General features: G+C 29.3%; 13 protein-coding genes, 1 riboswitch and 1 other annotated feature. Of the genes, 3 read left to right on the plus strand and 10 right to left on the minus strand.

Translation table 11 applies throughout. The features are described 5' to 3' along the window. Positions 1–85: 85 nt before the first annotated feature. Positions 86–3,112 carry an efflux RND transporter permease subunit gene (locus tag Q0V24_RS09905; protein ID WP_297520975.1) on the minus strand — a complete coding sequence of 1,009 codons (3,027 nt, stop codon included), beginning with the start codon at positions 3,110–3,112 and terminating at the stop codon, positions 86–88. Continuing rightward, on the minus strand, positions 3,099–4,442 hold the full coding sequence (locus tag Q0V24_RS09910) for an efflux RND transporter periplasmic adaptor subunit (RefSeq protein ID WP_297520977.1): 1,344 nt from the start codon (positions 4,440–4,442) through the stop codon (positions 3,099–3,101). Before Q0V24_RS09910 ends, Q0V24_RS09905 begins: the two co-directional genes overlap by 14 nt. 206 nt (positions 4,443–4,648) lie before the next feature. Here Q0V24_RS09910 and cls point away from each other — a divergent pair, with 206 nt between their 5' ends. Next, positions 4,649–6,091: a cardiolipin synthase gene (gene cls / locus Q0V24_RS09915; protein WP_297520979.1), complete on the plus strand. Its 1,443-nt coding sequence runs from the start codon at positions 4,649–4,651 to the stop codon at positions 6,089–6,091. 35 nt (positions 6,092–6,126) lie between these two features. Here cls and Q0V24_RS09920 read toward each other — a convergent pair whose 3' ends face one another. The 6 genes from Q0V24_RS09920 to Q0V24_RS09945 form a co-directional block, all read right to left on the minus strand. Continuing rightward, a complete protein-coding gene (locus tag Q0V24_RS09920; RefSeq protein WP_297520980.1) occupies positions 6,127–6,675 on the minus strand; it encodes a VTT domain-containing protein in 549 nt (182 codons plus the stop codon). Positions 6,676–6,713: 38 nt separating this feature from the next. Further along, complete coding sequence (locus tag Q0V24_RS09925) at positions 6,714–7,160, minus strand: GNAT family N-acetyltransferase (protein WP_297520982.1); 447 nt, start codon at positions 7,158–7,160, stop codon at positions 6,714–6,716. Positions 7,161–7,242: 82 nt separating this feature from the next. Continuing rightward, positions 7,243–8,673, minus strand: coding sequence for an amino acid permease (locus Q0V24_RS09930; protein WP_297520984.1), 1,431 nt, complete (start codon positions 8,671–8,673; stop codon positions 7,243–7,245). Between the two features lie 134 nt (positions 8,674–8,807). Next, positions 8,808–8,982: riboswitch (Lysine riboswitch) on the minus strand. 144 nt (positions 8,983–9,126) lie between these two features. Next, entirely contained in the window at positions 9,127–10,041 is a 915-nt protein-coding gene (locus Q0V24_RS09935) for a patatin-like phospholipase family protein (protein WP_297520986.1), read from the minus strand. Between the two features lie 163 nt (positions 10,042–10,204). Beyond that, entirely contained in the window at positions 10,205–11,134 is a 930-nt protein-coding gene (locus Q0V24_RS09940; RefSeq protein ID WP_297520988.1) for a hypothetical protein, read from the minus strand. 118 nt (positions 11,135–11,252) lie between these two features. Continuing rightward, positions 11,253–12,581: an MATE family efflux transporter gene (locus tag Q0V24_RS09945; RefSeq protein WP_297520990.1), complete on the minus strand. Its 1,329-nt coding sequence runs from the start codon at positions 12,579–12,581 to the stop codon at positions 11,253–11,255. Positions 12,582–12,669: 88 nt separating this feature from the next. Between Q0V24_RS09945 and Q0V24_RS09950 the strand changes: the two genes are divergently transcribed. Together Q0V24_RS09950 and Q0V24_RS09955 are read left to right on the plus strand one after the other, a co-directional pair. Continuing rightward, positions 12,670–13,494, plus strand: a complete 825-nt coding sequence (locus Q0V24_RS09950) for a MerR family transcriptional regulator (RefSeq protein ID WP_297520992.1) — start codon at positions 12,670–12,672, stop codon at positions 13,492–13,494. Positions 13,495–13,622: 128 nt separating this feature from the next. Further along, positions 13,623–14,342, plus strand: coding sequence for an SDR family oxidoreductase (locus Q0V24_RS09955; protein ID WP_297520994.1), 720 nt, complete (start codon positions 13,623–13,625; stop codon positions 14,340–14,342). 37 nt (positions 14,343–14,379) lie between these two features. Here Q0V24_RS09955 and Q0V24_RS09960 read toward each other — a convergent pair whose 3' ends face one another. Together Q0V24_RS09960 and gltX are read right to left on the minus strand one after the other, a co-directional pair. Beyond that, positions 14,380–14,856, minus strand: a complete 477-nt coding sequence (locus Q0V24_RS09960; protein ID WP_297520996.1) for a MarR family winged helix-turn-helix transcriptional regulator — start codon at positions 14,854–14,856, stop codon at positions 14,380–14,382. Between the two features lie 181 nt (positions 14,857–15,037). Further along, the gene (gltX, locus tag Q0V24_RS09965) at positions 15,038–16,699 is read right to left on the minus strand and encodes a glutamate--tRNA ligase (protein WP_297520998.1); all 1,662 of its coding nucleotides are present in this window, start codon (positions 16,697–16,699) and stop codon (positions 15,038–15,040) included. Between the two features lie 110 nt (positions 16,700–16,809). Further along, positions 16,810–17,047: a binding site (T-box leader), on the minus strand. Between the last annotated feature and the right edge of the window lie 64 nt (positions 17,048–17,111).

Below are 17,111 nucleotides of genomic sequence, written 5' to 3' on the forward strand. Positions count from 1 at the left end.
AAAAAGGTACATTTCTATATTTTAGAAATGTACCTTTTGTCTACAATCTGAAAGCTCCATCGTTTGATGGAGCTTTTTTATTACCTTAAACCTCTTTAACTTTTTTCAATTTTCTTCTTTTAATTCTTAAACTTAAAGAATCAAATATTGCATAAACAACAGGAATTACTATTAATGTAAGTAATGTTGAGAATGTCAGCCCACCTATTACTGTTAGTGCAAGAGGTAATTGAAGTTCTGAACCCTCGCCTAAACCTATTGCCATAGGTATAAGCCCCATAATCGTTGTTAGAGCTGTCATAAGTATTGGTTGAAGCCTAACAGGTCCTGTTTCTAGAATAGCCTCTCTAGTAGACTTACCTTCTTCTTTAAGCCTATTTATATAGTCTATAAGCACTATTCCATTATTAACTATAATTCCACTTAGCATTATAAACCCGATCAGAGCTGTAATACCTATATTAACTCCTGTTATATACAGAAGGAATATAGCTCCAACAAAAGCTAACGGAATTGTAAACATTATTATAAATGGATTTAGCAATGATTCAAATTGTGCTGCCATTATCATATAAACTAAAAGTATCGCTACAATTAATGCTAATGCCATTTGTGAGAATGCATCTACCATTTGTTCTACTTCTCCACCATATTGAATTTTATAACCTGACTCAAGATTGTATGAAGCAAGATTTGCTTTTACTTCTTTAACAGCATCCCCAAGTGATATTCCATCAACACCTGCATTAACTGTTACAACTCTCATATCATCTTCTCTAGCTATTTCACTATACCCCTTACCTCTTTCTATTTTTGCTATATCTGATAAAGGAATTTTCCCACCACTCATAGTATTAATAGTTATATTTTCTAAATCACTGTAACTAGCTCCATCACTTATATTTGATGAAACAACGATATCATAATTTTTATCATCCATTCCTATTTGGTCTATATTTATCCCTCTAAATGAACCTTGAACTGCTTGTGCTATTGTTAAGTTATTTAAACCATAACTCGCTGCTTTTTCTTTATCTACAATAATTCTAATTTCCTCTGAACTTTTCTCATTAGAAGATTTTATATCTATAACACCTTCTACTTTAGTTAATTCACGCTTAATTTTATCTGTTATTTCACTTAACTTATCAAAATCTTGACCTGAAACTTTTATAACAAGTGGTGAAGAACCTGTGCTAATACCACCTGACATTGCTACTACTTCTATTTTTGCTCCTGCGGTATTAGAAACTTTATTTCTTATTTCTCTAGCAACATCTTTATCAGAAACTTTTCTTTTATCCTTTAGCATAACTGAAATATTAGCACCATTTTCTTCAACCATTACAGCTTCACTTTCTATGCCTTCTATTCCTTGCATTTTTTCAACTACCTCTAAGGCAATTTCATTTACACTATTTATATTTAAGCCTTTTGGAGTTACTATCTTAACAGAAACAACACCTTGGTCTGCTGCTGGGAAAAGTTCTAATCCTACTTTTGTAAAAATAAATCCTCCAAATAAAATAATTCCTACTAAAACCCCCATAACTGTTTTTTTATGATTCATGCTCCAAGTTAATATAACTAAGTAGAATCTTTTTATTTTTTCAAAAGTTTTATTTTCTTTAATTTCTGTATCCTCTTTAAATAATCTTGATGCTAAAAGAGGTACTAAAGTAAATGATACTGCTAATGATGATACTAATGAGAAGGCTACTGAAAATGCCATTTCTCTAAATAGCTCTGATGCCATCCCCTCAACAAATACTATCGGTAAAAATACACATATAGATGTAAGTGTTGAAGCTGAAATTGCCATTGCAACTTCTTTAGTCCCCTCTATTGCTGCTGTTATACTATCTTTACCTTCTTTTCTTAGCCTATATATATTTTCTATAACAACTATCGAGTTATCAACAAGCATTCCAACTCCAAGTGCTATTCCTCCAAGAGAAATCATATTAAGAGTAAACCCTGCAAAATATACCATTATAAATGTTGATACTACCGATATTGGAATTGATACTGCCATTATTATTGTACTTCTAACATCTTTTAGGAACATAAATATTACTAAAACTGCAAGTATCGCACCAAGAATTGCATTCATTTTTACAGAATCAATTGCAAACTCAATAAACTGTGCCTGATCTAAAACTATTGTACTTCCAAGACCTTCTATTTTAGATTTCATACTTTCAATTTCATCTTTTACATTATTAGAAACTTTTACAGTATTAGCTGTACTTTCTTTTTGCACACTAAATATAAGTGCATCTTCACCATTTAGTCTTGCATAATTATCTTTAGCTTCTCTTCCTTTAACAATTGTAGCTAAGTCTTTTAACTTAAAAACTTCACCCTCTCTATTTGTTATAAGGATATCCTCCACATCAGCAATAGAATCTATTTTTGATGTAGTCCTAACTAATAAATCATAACTGCCTTCAACTATTGTCCCTATTGGCATATTCATATTATCTGACTTTAAGGCTGATGTTATATTATTCATAGTTAAACCATTCGCTGCTAGCTTGTCCTGATTTACAACTATTTTAATTTCATTATCTGAATCACCCATAATATCAACCGATGCAACACCATCTATTCTTTCTATCATTGGCTTTAGAGTTTTTTCTGTAAAGTCAGAAAGTTCTTCTATGCCTTTCCCTTCTATATTTAATGCAAAACTCATGATTGGCATCATATTAGGGTCCATTTTCATTATCATAGGCTTACCTACTCCACTTGGAAGCATCCCTGAAACCATATCAATCTTCTCTCTCATCTCAAGAGATGCAAAATCCATATCTGTTCCATCTGCAAATTCTATCATAAGCATAGATGTTCCATCACCACTTATAGAATTTATCCCTTCAACATTTCCAACTGTTGCAAGCACACCCTCTAGTGGCTTTGTAACAAGATCTTCTATTTCCTCAGGACCTGCCCCACTGTACTGTGTCATCATCATAAGCATTGGAAGATTAAATGATGGTAGCATATCAATATTTAACTTTAAATATGAAACTGCACCAAACATTAAAACGATAAGAATACCCATAAATACAGTTATAGGGCGTTTTATACTAAAACTAGTTATCTTCATTTAAATTCACCTCTTTAACTATATTTATTTTCTCACCTTGTTTTATAAACTCTTTTCCTTTAACTACTACTCTATCACCTATTTTTAAACCATTTTTTATTTCTATCTCATTATGATTTTCTGTTCCTGTTTTAACCTCAACTTTTTTTGCTACTCCATTAACATCTATATAAACATAATTTTTATCTAGCTCTCGGATTATAGAATCTTTTGGAATTGTGATTATATCTTTCTTAACTTCTGTCCCAAGCATAAGTTTAATAAAACTACCTACCTTTACCTCTTCATTATTATTATTAACAAATGTTGCTATAATTTTATATTGTTTTGTTCTTTCATCAAGTTTACTAGATATACTTTCTATTTTTGCTATCTTCTCCGTTTCTTTTCCATTTATATCTACATACGTTTTAACTTCCATATCAACTTTAAACTTATCTAAATCTTCTTTTGATACTTGAAACTCAAAATCTACAGTACTATTATTTTCTATCAAAAGACCAGGTTTAGTAAAACTTATAGGCATTTCTCCCACCTTAAGATTTAACTCTTTAACTATGCCTGATATACCTGAAATTACTGTATAATTGCCTTTTTTATCATATAACCCATTTAACATATCTGAAATTTCAGTATTATTAGAAGAACTATTTAATATACCCTCAAATTCAGTAATACTTTTATCTAAAGTAGCTTTTGTTAACTCTAATGTTTTAATCTCTGCTTTATCTTTTAAAATTTTAGTATTGTTTATAGCTTTTAATCCTTCTACTTCCAACTTTTTTTTATCATACTCTTCTTGTATAATTTCTCCACTCTCTAACTTACTTTCTAATAAAATTATAGCCTCATCATGTACAAGGTTACTATTTTCTAGTTCTTCAATTTCTTTTTCTAAACTACCTTTAGTAAGTAAAATCCCATTACTCTTTTCTTTTAATTCATCTATCTTTGTTTGAGTTTGCGCAACTGTACCTTGAAGTTTATCATTCGCCTCACCTAGTTGTGAAATCTGTTCATCAAGTTTACTTGAATCAAGTATCATTAAAACTTGTCCCTTTTTCACATAATCTCCAACTTTAACCTTTATACTTAATATGTTTGATAATGCTTTAGGCGTAACCACCTCTTTTTCACCCGCACCTACAATTCCTGAAAACTTTTTATATTTTTCTATATGTGAGTTTTCTACTTTATATATTTCAACTGCAACAGTATCCTCAATCTTCTTTTCTTGTACTACCCTAGAATTTTTATTATTATATATAATTCCTGCTATACTAGCACAAGCTATTAAACTTATTAAAACAATAATTAATTTTTTCCGCATCACTCTAACACCCCTTTAGTATTTCTAATAAATATTGATTTATTTTCATTATATAATATATAAATGCTAAGTATATTAAGAATAAATTAACAATACGCTCTATTTAGAGTATATATCATATTATTTTAATATTTTTCTTTCTAACTTAGTTTTATAAACTTATTTAATATATAATAAACTTAATACATACAAAAAGGAGACTTAAAATGGAACTTCAGCACTGGTTTGCAATGGGTAGCCTTGGTATTGTCGTTAATATTATTCTTATAATATTTTTAATATTTTTTGAGAGAAAGAGTCCTTCAACTACTTGGGCTTGGCTTTTAATTTTAATATTTATTCCAATTATAGGATTTATCTTATATTTATTATTTGGTCTAAACTTGAATAGACAAAAATTATCTAATAAGAAATTAATAGATGATACAACTAAGAATAATTACTTTAAAAATCTCAAAGAAAAACATATATGTAACCCTAGTTCAATAAAAAATCAAGATGTTATATTTATGAATTATAATAATTGTAATGCTGTTTATACTGAAGAGAACAAAGTAACCCTTCTAGCCGATGGTATAGAATTATTTAATGACATAAAAGAAAACTTAAGCAATGCTAAAGAATATATTCATATAGAATTTTATATTTTTAGAAGTGATAAAATTGGAACAGAACTACTTGATATCCTTTGTAAAAAATCTAAAGAAGGTATTGGTGTTAAACTTTTAATTGATGATATGGGTAATGGTATAAAAAGAAAGGATGTTAAAAGACTAAAAAATTCTGGTGTTAAATATTCTGTATTTTTCCCAAGTGTTCTTCACTTTTTAAACTTAAGACTTAACTATAGAAATCATAGAAAAATAATTGTGATTGATGGTTCTATATCTTATGTTGGTGGTTTTAATGTTGGTGATGAATATCTTGGAGATAGTAAAATTGGTAATTGGAGAGATACTCACCTTAAAATTGAAGGTCCTGCTATAAATGATCTAGAAGAAAGATTCCTTCTTGATTGGACATATTCAGTTGGAGAAGAACTTACAGATGAACATAAGAAATATATGTTTAAACATACTAATTATATTGATAATGAAGAAATAACACCACTTCAAATTATATCTTCTGGTCCTGACCATAGACAAGCTCATATCAAAAATGTTTATATGAAAATTATTAATAATGCAAAAAAAAACATTTATATCCAAAGTCCTTATTTTGTACCTGATGACTCAATCTTAGACTCACTAAAACTCTCAGCACTCTCTGGAGTTAATGTTAATATAATGCTCCCTGGTAAGCCGGACCACTTCTTTATGCCTTGGGTTTCAAATCAGTATATAGATGAATTATTAGAATCAAATGTTAATGTTTACTTCTATAACAATGGTTTTATACATGCTAAAACCATTGTTTCAGATTCTAGTATTTCTAGTGTTGGTACTGCTAACATGGATATTAGAAGCTTTACTCTTAATTTTGAAACAAATGCTATTCTTTATGGTGAAAAAATTGCACTTGAACTTGAAAGACAATTTAAAGATGATTTAAACCACTGCGAAAAACTTGATTTAAAATCATTCAAAAAACGTAGTATAATTACTAAATTCTTTGAAGCTATCTTTAGATTAATTTCACCTATAATGTAAAAATAGCCTATCCATTTTTGATGGCTAGGCTATTTTTATTTTCTTTTTTTCATTGTAAACCAAATTAATATTATTGAAGCGATTGTTATAAACAATCTTATAAAATTATCATTTATATTTATAAGGTCATAGCTAACAATTGCTTCAAGCCCTATAGATGGTATCTTTCCAAGTATTGTTGCTACTGTATACGGAACTATTGATACCTCACTTATAGCTGCGGCAAGTGTTACAAATCCTGATGGAACAAAGGGTAGTAATCTTGCCTCAAAAATTAGCATAGCTGCTTTTTTTCCTTTACTTTGTATTATATTACCTATCATTTTATATCTTGATAAATTTTCTGCCTTCTTTTTAAATCCCAATCTATATAAATAAAAGGTAATAACCCCACCGATAACCTCACCTAAAAGCGAAATTAAAAAGCCTTTTACCGGTCCAAAAAATATGATATTAGCACCTGTCACAAAAAATGAAGGTACAATACCAAGTAGTGCTACAATTATACTTACTAATAAACTTATTGGAATTGCTAAATATGCATAATTATTCAAAATCTCTACAAACCCATCTACACTAAACAATAAATTATCCTCCTCCTTTTTTCTAAAAAATCAGATTTTTATTTTCTTAAACTTTTAACCATAACTTTTTCACCATCATAGTCTAGTTCACCATTAAATTCAAAACCTTCTCTTTTATACATTTCAAGTGCTTTTGTATTTTTTTCAAATATACTTATATAAACTTCATCACAATTATATATATTTTCTAATTCATTTATAATATATTTTAAAGCTTTTACTCCATAGCCTTTTCCTTGAAACCTTTTGTCTAACATAAATCTATCAAGCCATACCCGACCGTTCTCATTATCTATCTTTCCATACATTGTAAATCCAATCATTTCATTATTATAATATATACACATAGGCTTCCAGTAATTATAATATTTTGACTCTGCTATTGATTGTGCATTACTCTCTATAAAATCATTTTGATTTTCTTCTACTACTAACTTTGTAACTAACCAAAAACTCTCTTTACTTACTTCAATTAATTTAATCACATCTATTCTCCCTAACTATTTCTTATAAATCATTATACAATAAAAAAAGATATAGAGAATAATTATTCTCTATATCTTAACATTATTTTTCAAGTCTTCTTAAATCAACTTTATCTAATGGAATTAACTTTGTTTTATGTTTTATCTTATATGTAAAGAATATTATTAAGAATAATGGAATTCCTACATATGCTGAAATTAAATTCCCCCACTCAATACCATCACTACCTATACTTGCATACCCTTGCCCTATTACAGAAACAAAACATAATACAAATGCGATTATAGGTCCAAGAGGGAAAAGTTTTGCTTTATAAGGTAAATCTTTTATCTTTTTACCTTGTGCAACATATGCTCTTCTAAATCTATAATGACACATAGCAATTCCAAGCCAAGCAATAAATCCTGATAACCCTGAAGCTGCTACAAGCCATGTATAAACCGTACCATCTCCAAAGCTTCCTGTTAGGAAACTAATTGATGCAACCACAGTTGTAAGAAGTATTGCATTTACAGGTACACCTCTTTTATTTACTTTTCCAAATGCTTTTGGTGCCATCCCATCTTTTGACATTGCATATAGCATTCTGCTTGATGCATACATTCCTGAGTTACCTGCTGATAAAACAGAAGTTAAAATAACAGCATTCATAATACTAGCTGCCCCTGCAATTCCAAGTCTTTCAAAAACTAAAGTAAATGCACTTGTTGTAACTGTAAGTTCTGATGGTGCTATTATTGCTCCTATAATTATTATAGTTCCTAAGTAGAATAATACTATTCTCCAGAAAATTGTATTTACAGCTCTTGGAACATCTCTTTCTGGATTTTCACTTTCTCCTGCTGCAAGTCCAATAAGTTCTGTACCTTGGAATGAGAATCCTGCTACTAAGAAAATTGCAAATACTGCTTTACTTCCACCAATAAAGGGTCCTCCACCTTGGAAATATTTTGTAAACCCTTCAGCTTTACCTCCAAGAATACCAATAATCATTAAAACTCCGACTACTAAAAATATAATAACAGTAATAACTTTTATAGTTGCAAACCAAAATTCTGATTCACCATATGCTCTTGCTGATAATAAATTAAGTCCAACAATAATTAATAAAAATAAGGCACTCCATGCTACTGCTGGAACCTGTGGATACCAAAATTTCATAACAATAGAACCTGCAACCATTTCTGCTGCAATAGTTATAGCCCAGTTATACCAATAATTCCATCCCATAGCAAAACCTAGTGCTGGGTCAATAAATTTTGTTGAATAACTACCAAATGAACCCGTTTCTGGTAAATATGTTGCCATTTCTCCAAGACCTGTGCAAAGGAAATATACCATTACTCCAACTATTGCATAAGCAAGAAACGCTCCACCAACACCAGCCTGATGAATTGTTCCTCCCATAGCTAGGAAGATTCCTGTCCCAATAGCTCCACCAAGGGCAATCATAGATAAATGTCTAGCTTTTAAGCCTCGTTGTAAACCTTCACCTTCATTATTTGTACTCATCTTTAGTTCCTCCTCTTATGGTTTTCCATAAGTTATAACAGGTAGCTAATTAATCGAAATTTAAAAAACCCCAAACTTAATATAAGTTTGGGGTTAAAAATCAAATTTTAAAATTCAAAAATTCAAAAATTCACATTAATGATAGCACCCCACAACTATATTGTGACAGTATTATATATATTCTATACAATCCCAGCTATATAAAATTCAAGCAATCTTATATACTTCGGCAAAATCCCCTTTTTTAATATTTCAAAGATGCTTACTCTCCATATTAATAGTAATGGTTTTTGCTCCTCTACCTCGTTATTAACTTTTCTTTCCTTAATTATCATCTATAACTTACCTTGCGTCAACAACTTATTAATTTTTTATTAAATTTCTAAGTATAATCCGCAATTAGCTATTAATATGCTAATTATTTCCTTTATAAAAAGTAATTCTAACACCTAATTAATTTATATTAGAATTTCGTCTTTTAAACTTATTTAAAAATCTTACGAATTTAAATATCTTTGGGTATTTTTTTTCAAGATCGATTAAATATGAAGTTTTTGCCATATAAAAAATTGGCTCTAATAATGCTATAGTATCATCATATCCATGTTTAATCCTTTTTCTTTTTGCATCCGCATCAAGATTTAAAGTTCCATTTATCATGCCTTCACTATCTACTTTAGGTCCTATTTCTATAATCTTTGTATTTGGATACAAACTTCTATCTACACTTTCATCACTAGATAAAAGTACCACTATTATAATATCACACCCCTCACCATAAACTGGCTGTATTGGTGTGTTATCTGCAATCCCTCCATCAAAATACTTCTTTTCTTCAACTCTTGTACTTTTATAAATTATTGGTAATGTAGCTGATGCCATAATTATATCTTTAGCATCCTTTGTGCTATAATCATTTAATTTAAAATATTTAGGAGTGAAATTTGGAAGTTCTGTACATGCTGCATAGCATATCCGCCCTGACTCTTTCATTTTATCTATATCTAAATATTTATCAATCATATGCATAACTCCATCTTTTGGAGCACTCTTAACAGAATCCCATCTATTTTTCATATGTTTTTTTGTAAAATTGATAGCTTTTGATCCAACTGCTAATGCTACTCCTTTTCTCATTAGCTGAAATTTTGTAAGTGGAATAAGCTTGTCCATCGTTACCTCTTCCCAAAGACCTATTGCCTTACTTTCATCTTCCTGTGCAAATAACACAGCATTAAAGGCTCCTATAGATGTTCCTGAAATTACCTTTATATATTTATGTAATCCTAACTCTCCTAAAGCATTCCAAACACCTAATTCATAGGCTCCTTTTCCCCCTCCACCTGATAATACTAATCCTACTTTCATAATAACCTCCCTAATTTTCAAACCACTTTATAACCAAACTCATTTCTTATACAAATTGTATACAAATTATTCATATATCATTATATAACATTCACTACCCCCTGTGAATATTTTTTAATTTCCAAAATCACAGAAAAAAGCGTACATACTTGTACGCTTTAATTTACTTTAATATTGCTATTAAACTATCACTTACTGAATATAATTTATTGATATACTCACATATTTGTTTTATGCTATCATCCTGATACTTTCTTATATCTCGTAAAACTTCCATTCTAAAAGTATAAACTTGACCAGTTGTAAGACCAATTTGCTTAAATCTTATTTCATATTCTTCTGTTCTTTTGTCAACGCCCTCGCAGAAATTAAATAATCTTGATTGCTCTGATGTATCATTACAATCTTTTATTTTTTTCTTTAAAAGTCCACTAGCATACCCAAGCTTCATATAATTTACTAAATGCTCTTTATAAGCAAGCGTATTTACCTTATCACCCTCAAGTTCTAATAAGCCTTCAACTTTTTGTTGTTCTTTAAGAGATTCCATCATTCTGTCACCAGGTGTATTAGGAACTCTTGGAGCCTCTTCCCCTTTCACCGGCTCATCAATTTCCACTTCTACTTCCTCTATTACAACTTTTGGCTCTTGTATTTCAACTATTGGTTCTTCTAGTGAAATTTCCACTTCATATGTATCTTCTTCATCTTCTTCAGAGAAGTTTATAGGTTCTTCTATTTCTTCTTCGTATACTATAAGGTCTTCCGATTCATCTAATAATGATACTTCTTCAAATTCCCCTTCTTGTACATCCTCTATCTCTACAGCTTCACTTATTGATAATTCAATAGTTTCTATTTTTGTATCTTCCTCTTTAGAATAAGTACTTAAACCTACTATACTATCAAGTATTCTTACAAATCTTACTATATTATAGACTATCTCCACATTAGGTTTATCAAAAACTAAATCTAAATCTAATTCTAATTCCTTATATTCTTCTTTTGCCGACGCATATACTGTAGCAAGAATTGCTTCAGTAGCCTCTAAACATAATAATATACCCGTACCTTTTTTAACTATTAAAAACATAAAATTCACCTTTCTAATCTTCACATAAATTTGTTATAGTTTCATAGTTAAATATTACGTTATATCTTAAATTTATTCAAGTTTCAATTTTAAAGTATATTAATCTTTTTAATCTTTTTTAATATCCATATTTACCTTTATATTTTTTTATATAAAAATAACTTACAGCAATTGTACAAAACTCTGCAAATGGAACTATCATCCAAAGACCATTTAACTCAAATAAAGTTGGAAAAATAGCTGTTCCTATCAATACAAAAATAAAAGCTCTACTAAGTGATATTATTGCTGATACTTTTCCATTATAAAAAGCCGTAAAAGCTCCTGATGCAAATATATTCATGCCTATAAATAAAAATCCAAATGAAAATAGCTTTAATCCGATGAAAGCTATGTCAAAAGTTGGATTACTTTGCTCTACAAATATAGAAACAATATATCTTGCCCCTGTAAAACATGTCACAAATACAATCACAGAGGACACTACAATAAATTTCTTTGAATATTTAATAGTTTCTTTGATTTTCGCTTTGTTTTTAGCACCAAAATTGTAACTTAAAAGTGGTGATACTCCTGCTGTAAATCCTAAATATGTTGATATCATAAGAAAATGAGCATAAAGAATAATTGATAGTGCTGCAACTCCATTTGGCCCAGCATATTTTAAAGCTATCATATTAAAAATAAATGTTGTAATCCCACCTGATAATTCAGTAACCATCTCTGATGAACCATTTATCATAGTCTCCTTTATAAGTTTAAAATCAAACTCAAACTTTTTCATTAATCTAATATTAGATTTTCCTCTAACAAAATACCAAAGACCAAATAATAATGATATCAACGCACCTAGTAGTGTTGCATATGCTGCCCCTGCTATTCCAAGACCTAAAATAGCTATAAATACATAATCAAATACCATATTTATAATCCCACCAAGAACTGAAACAAATAAACTAAAACCTGCACTACCATCTGTTCGAATATAATACTCTATTGCAAATTTTAATATAAATACTGGTGCACCTATAATTAGAGTCCTCCCATAAATAATTGAAAAGTCTTTTAAAACTCCTACACCACCTAAAAATTTAACAATGTCATTTATATATATAAGTCCTATAAACATTATTACAAGTCCTAAAATAAATGAAACTAACATTATAAATGAAAATTGCTTACTAGCCTTTTCTTTATCTCCCTCACCAAGTGAAATTGCTACAATAGCATTACCACCTGTTGCCATCATAATTCCAACCCCTATAATAACGTTAAATATAGGCATTACTATATTTATACTAGCAAGTGCATCCGACCCTACTAAAACCGATACAAATACTCCATCTACAATCGTATATAATGATACAAATATCATAGATACTACTGCTGGCCATACAAACTTTAAAAATTGTTTCATATTAAATTCTTGCGAAAATAAATTTTCCATACTAAAGACCCCCTTAATTAATCTAACATAGAGTATAATAATCTATATAGTTACTATACAGTCAATATATTTTTAAAAGGAGACCTCTATGATTGCAACAAAACAAAAATACTTATCTATAAGTGAATTTGCAAAACTTTGTGGTGTTTCAAGACAAACACTTATATTTTATGATAAAACTGGAATATTCTCTCCTAAATGCAAAGATGAAAATAATTATAGGTATTATACTCTTGACCAATATAATAATTTTGATTTACTCTACTCACTTAAAGAAATTGGGGTACCTCTTGAAACAATAAAAACTTATATGGATTCTAGAACTCCAAATGTTTTTCTTAACTTATTAAGTGATGAACATAAAAAAGTTCAACAAAAAATAGATCACCTAAAAGATATTTCTAAAAAAATTGAAAATGCTATAGAAAGAACATATACTGGGCTTAAATACTATGAATCAAATAAACCATTTGTTAAACATTGTGAACCTGAATACTTATTTGTATCTAATAAATTAGACCTTGAACACTTTATGTCTGAGTTAGTAGATTTTATAAATTTATGTTCTGATAGTAAAATTAAATTAACTAATCCTATTGGTGCAATTGTGAAATTTTATAATCTTGAAGATAATCTTTTTGGTGTTAATTTTCTTTTTACGCAAGTTGATTTAACAAATATCACGAATAAATCTATTCTTACAGAAAAAAAGGCAGGAATTTATGCTTGTATAAATCATAAAGGAACCTACTCAGAAACTAAAAATTCATACAAAAAGCTATTAGATTTTATAAATAGTAATAACTATAAAATTATTGGTGATTCTTATGAAACTTCACTTTTAGACTTCTTATCATTCAAAGAAGAAAATGATTATTTAACTGAAATATCAATTCCTATCTCAACAATTTAAATATTACGTAATATTTAAGGAAAGCTTTAAATATACTATATTAACCATTTATCTACTTTTATGAGAATAATTAAACAGATAAAGGAAATACTACAAATATATTTAAATATTTAGAGGAGTTGATTTGAATGAAAAAATTAGCGGTTATAACTGGTGCAAGCTCTGGAATAGGAAAAGCTACTGCAATAAAACTTTCTAAAGAAGGACATCCACTTTTATTACTATCAAGAAGAAAACATCTTTTAGAAGAGTTGAATCTTCCAAATACAATATGCAAACATCTTGATGTGACTGATTTAGAAAATTTTCAATTAGCTATAACTGATGCTGAAAATAAATATGGTAAAACTGACTTACTTATAAATAATGCTGGGATAATGCTTCTTGGAGATTCTTTTAAGCAAAATATTTCTGAGTGGAATGATATGATAGACACAAACATCAAAGGTGTTCTAAATGGCATAAGCTGTGTTTTAAATGACATGAAAACTAGAAAAACAGGAACTATAATCAATATCAGTTCTATTGCTGGAAGAAAAACTTTTGATAACCATTCAGTATACTGTGCTACTAAGTATGCTGTTCATGCTATATCTGAAAGTATCAGAGAGGAAGTTTCAAATTTTAATGTTAGAGTTTCAGTTATTGCACCTGGCATAGTTGAAACATCTCTACTTAAACATACAACTAATAAGTCAATAAAAAATGATTATGTTGATATGAAAAAAGCTATGGGTGGTGGTATAGAAGCTGATAATATAGCTGATACCATTTTCTTTATATATAGCCAACCACAAAATCTTTGTATTAGAGAAATTGTAGTTGCGCCAACTAAACAAAAATCATAAATAAAAGTAGCTATACCATCTGATATAGCTACTCTTATTATTTTTCTGCTCTAAGCTTGCAACTCTGCGTATACATATTTTGAGCCATTTTAATCATAACTCTTAATGCAACTTCTTTATCCTCAGTACTAATACCTTCAGTAAGAAGTCCCGCTGAATCAACTAAAATATCTGTAAACTCTTCCCTTATCTCATTTGCCTTATCTGTTGGAAAAAGTCTACATCTTCTTTTATCAATCTCATCTTTTTGCTTTAATATATACCCTTTTTCAATTAAAGACTTAATTCCCTTAGAAGCATCAAATTTATCTATCCCAAGATTATTTACTATATCATCTTGGCAACATCCTTCTTCTATATAAACCTGAATTAATAATCTATATTCGGCTCTTTTTAAATCAAACTTTTCTAATTTTTTACCAACATAATAATGTCTGTGTCTTCCTATGCTTTCAAGAACCTTTCCAAAACTAAGTTCCTTAGTTAATCTTCTATCTAAATCTGAATTTAACATATACGCCTCCAACATTGTAATCTTAGTATTAATTTTAATACAAATAGTTGCTATTATCAACTATTTGTATTAGATGTTTACAACTCAATCTTTTATAAAATACTAGCTTTTACTATATTTAAACCGAGCTTATATATAGTAAAAGCCAGTATGTAAGCTACATACTGACTTTTGAACTATCCTAAAGTGCTAAAAAAGCTGTAAATCTTTCTTCTACTTTATCTTTACCAAGTATATTCATTATTGTATGAAGCTCTGGTGTATTAGTTCTGTGTGTTATAGCTGCTCTTACAACTCCTGCAACATCTGAAACCATTCCTTTAAATTCTTCTGGGTTTGCTTTGAATGCTTTTCTATCAGCTGTATATCCTAAAGTTGTTGCAATTGCTTTTAAATCTTCAAACCATTGCATTTTATCTGCATCAAAGTTATAAGCTACTTTATAAGCTTCAACTATTCTTTTAGCTTCTTCTATAGTCATATTCTTTGGAAGCTCTACATTTTCAGCAGTTTCTTTACTGAATAATTCATCATACATATAGAATATGTGTGCTTTAACTTCATTCCATTTAGCAAAATCTTTTCTAGGTTTTGCACTTTCTCTTTCTATATTAAACATAGCTATTGTAGTATCTTTATGTGCTACTGCTAAGTCATGCATTTCTTTATCATAATCATTTGACCAATTTACATAATAGTTATAAACTTCTTCTGCTGTCATTTTTGAAATAACATCTTTGCTTACATCATGTAATTTAACAAGGTCAAATAAAGCTCCACTCTTACTCATTTTGTTAAGTTCTACTTTATAATCCACACCTGGAAGATCTTTATTAGCTTTTCTCCAATCTTCAAATGATGAGTTGATAATATTTAATAAGTACTCAACAACTGATACTGATGGATATCCTTCTTCATTATAATAACTAACAGCACTTTCTGGGTCTTTTCTCTTAGAAAGTTTTCTCTTAGAATTTCCATCCATTTTCATTACTGTAGGTACATGTGCATATTTAGGTGTTTTAAGTTCTAAAACTCTAAACATTTGAAGGTGAATTGGAAGTGATGATAACCATTCTTCTCCTCTTATAACATGTGTTGTACCCATTAAAGCATCATCAATTGCATGTGCAAAGTGATATGTTGGAAGTTTATCTCCTTTAATGATAACAGTATCTTGAAGATTCTCTGGGAATGATACTTTTCCTTTTATCATATCCTTAAATTCCACTCTTTTTTCTGCATCTCCTGGAGATTTCATTCTAATAATAAATTCTTCACCAGCTTCTATTTTTTTCATAGCTTCTGCTGGATCTAAATCTCTATACTTCGCATATATACCATAACATCCTGGTGTTATTTTTTCTGCTGTTTGTTTTTCTCTAAGTTCATTAAGCTCATCTGATGTCATGAAACATGGGTAAGCTTTACCTTTTTTGATTAAATCTTTAACAAAGGCATTATATATATGTCCTCTTTGACTTTGCTTATAAGGAGAATATGGTCCTTTTTCTGTTGCTTCCCCTGTTATACCTTCATCAAAATCCATTCCAAAATAATGCATTGTTTTAATAGTATCATCTATTGCACCTGCAACTTCTCTTTTTAAATCAGTATCTTCTATTCTAAGATAAAAAACTCCATCTTCACATTGGTGAGCTAGTCTTTCATTGATTAGCGCTGCATAAACTCCTCCTATGTGTTGGAATCCAGTTGGACTTGGTGCATATCTTAAAACTTTAGCGCCTTCTTTTAAATCTCTTCTTGCATATTGATTAAAATAATCCTCTGGTGTTTCTATAACATTTGGGAATATTAAATCTGCTAATTTATCAAAACTCATTTTTAAAACTTCCTTTCAAACTTTATTATTTATTATATAAAAAAGCTCTCGCTCTTTTTAATGCTTAACAATTTTTTACAAATAAAAAAAAGACCCATCATCCTACATAAAATTAGGACGAAAGGTCGTTATATACAACTTTATTCGCGGTACCACCTAAATTGATTAAATAAATTTAACCCACTTAATTAAATCTTTAAGGGAATCACCCCATAGTTTTACTCCACAATGTGATTTTCAAACTATAACTCAAGAGCTTCTTTCTATAGGCTAAATTATCAGCTTCCCACCAGCGCTAACTCTCTCTAAATTTACAACTCATATACTCTTCTCTTTCAACGTTTTACAATATTCTCTTTACAAGCTTTATTATAAAACTATAACTTAATAATGTAAATAATAAATTTCTATT

This window comes from uncultured Clostridium sp. (assembly GCF_947039605.1).
GTDB lineage: Bacteria > Bacillota > Clostridia > Clostridiales > Clostridiaceae > Sarcina.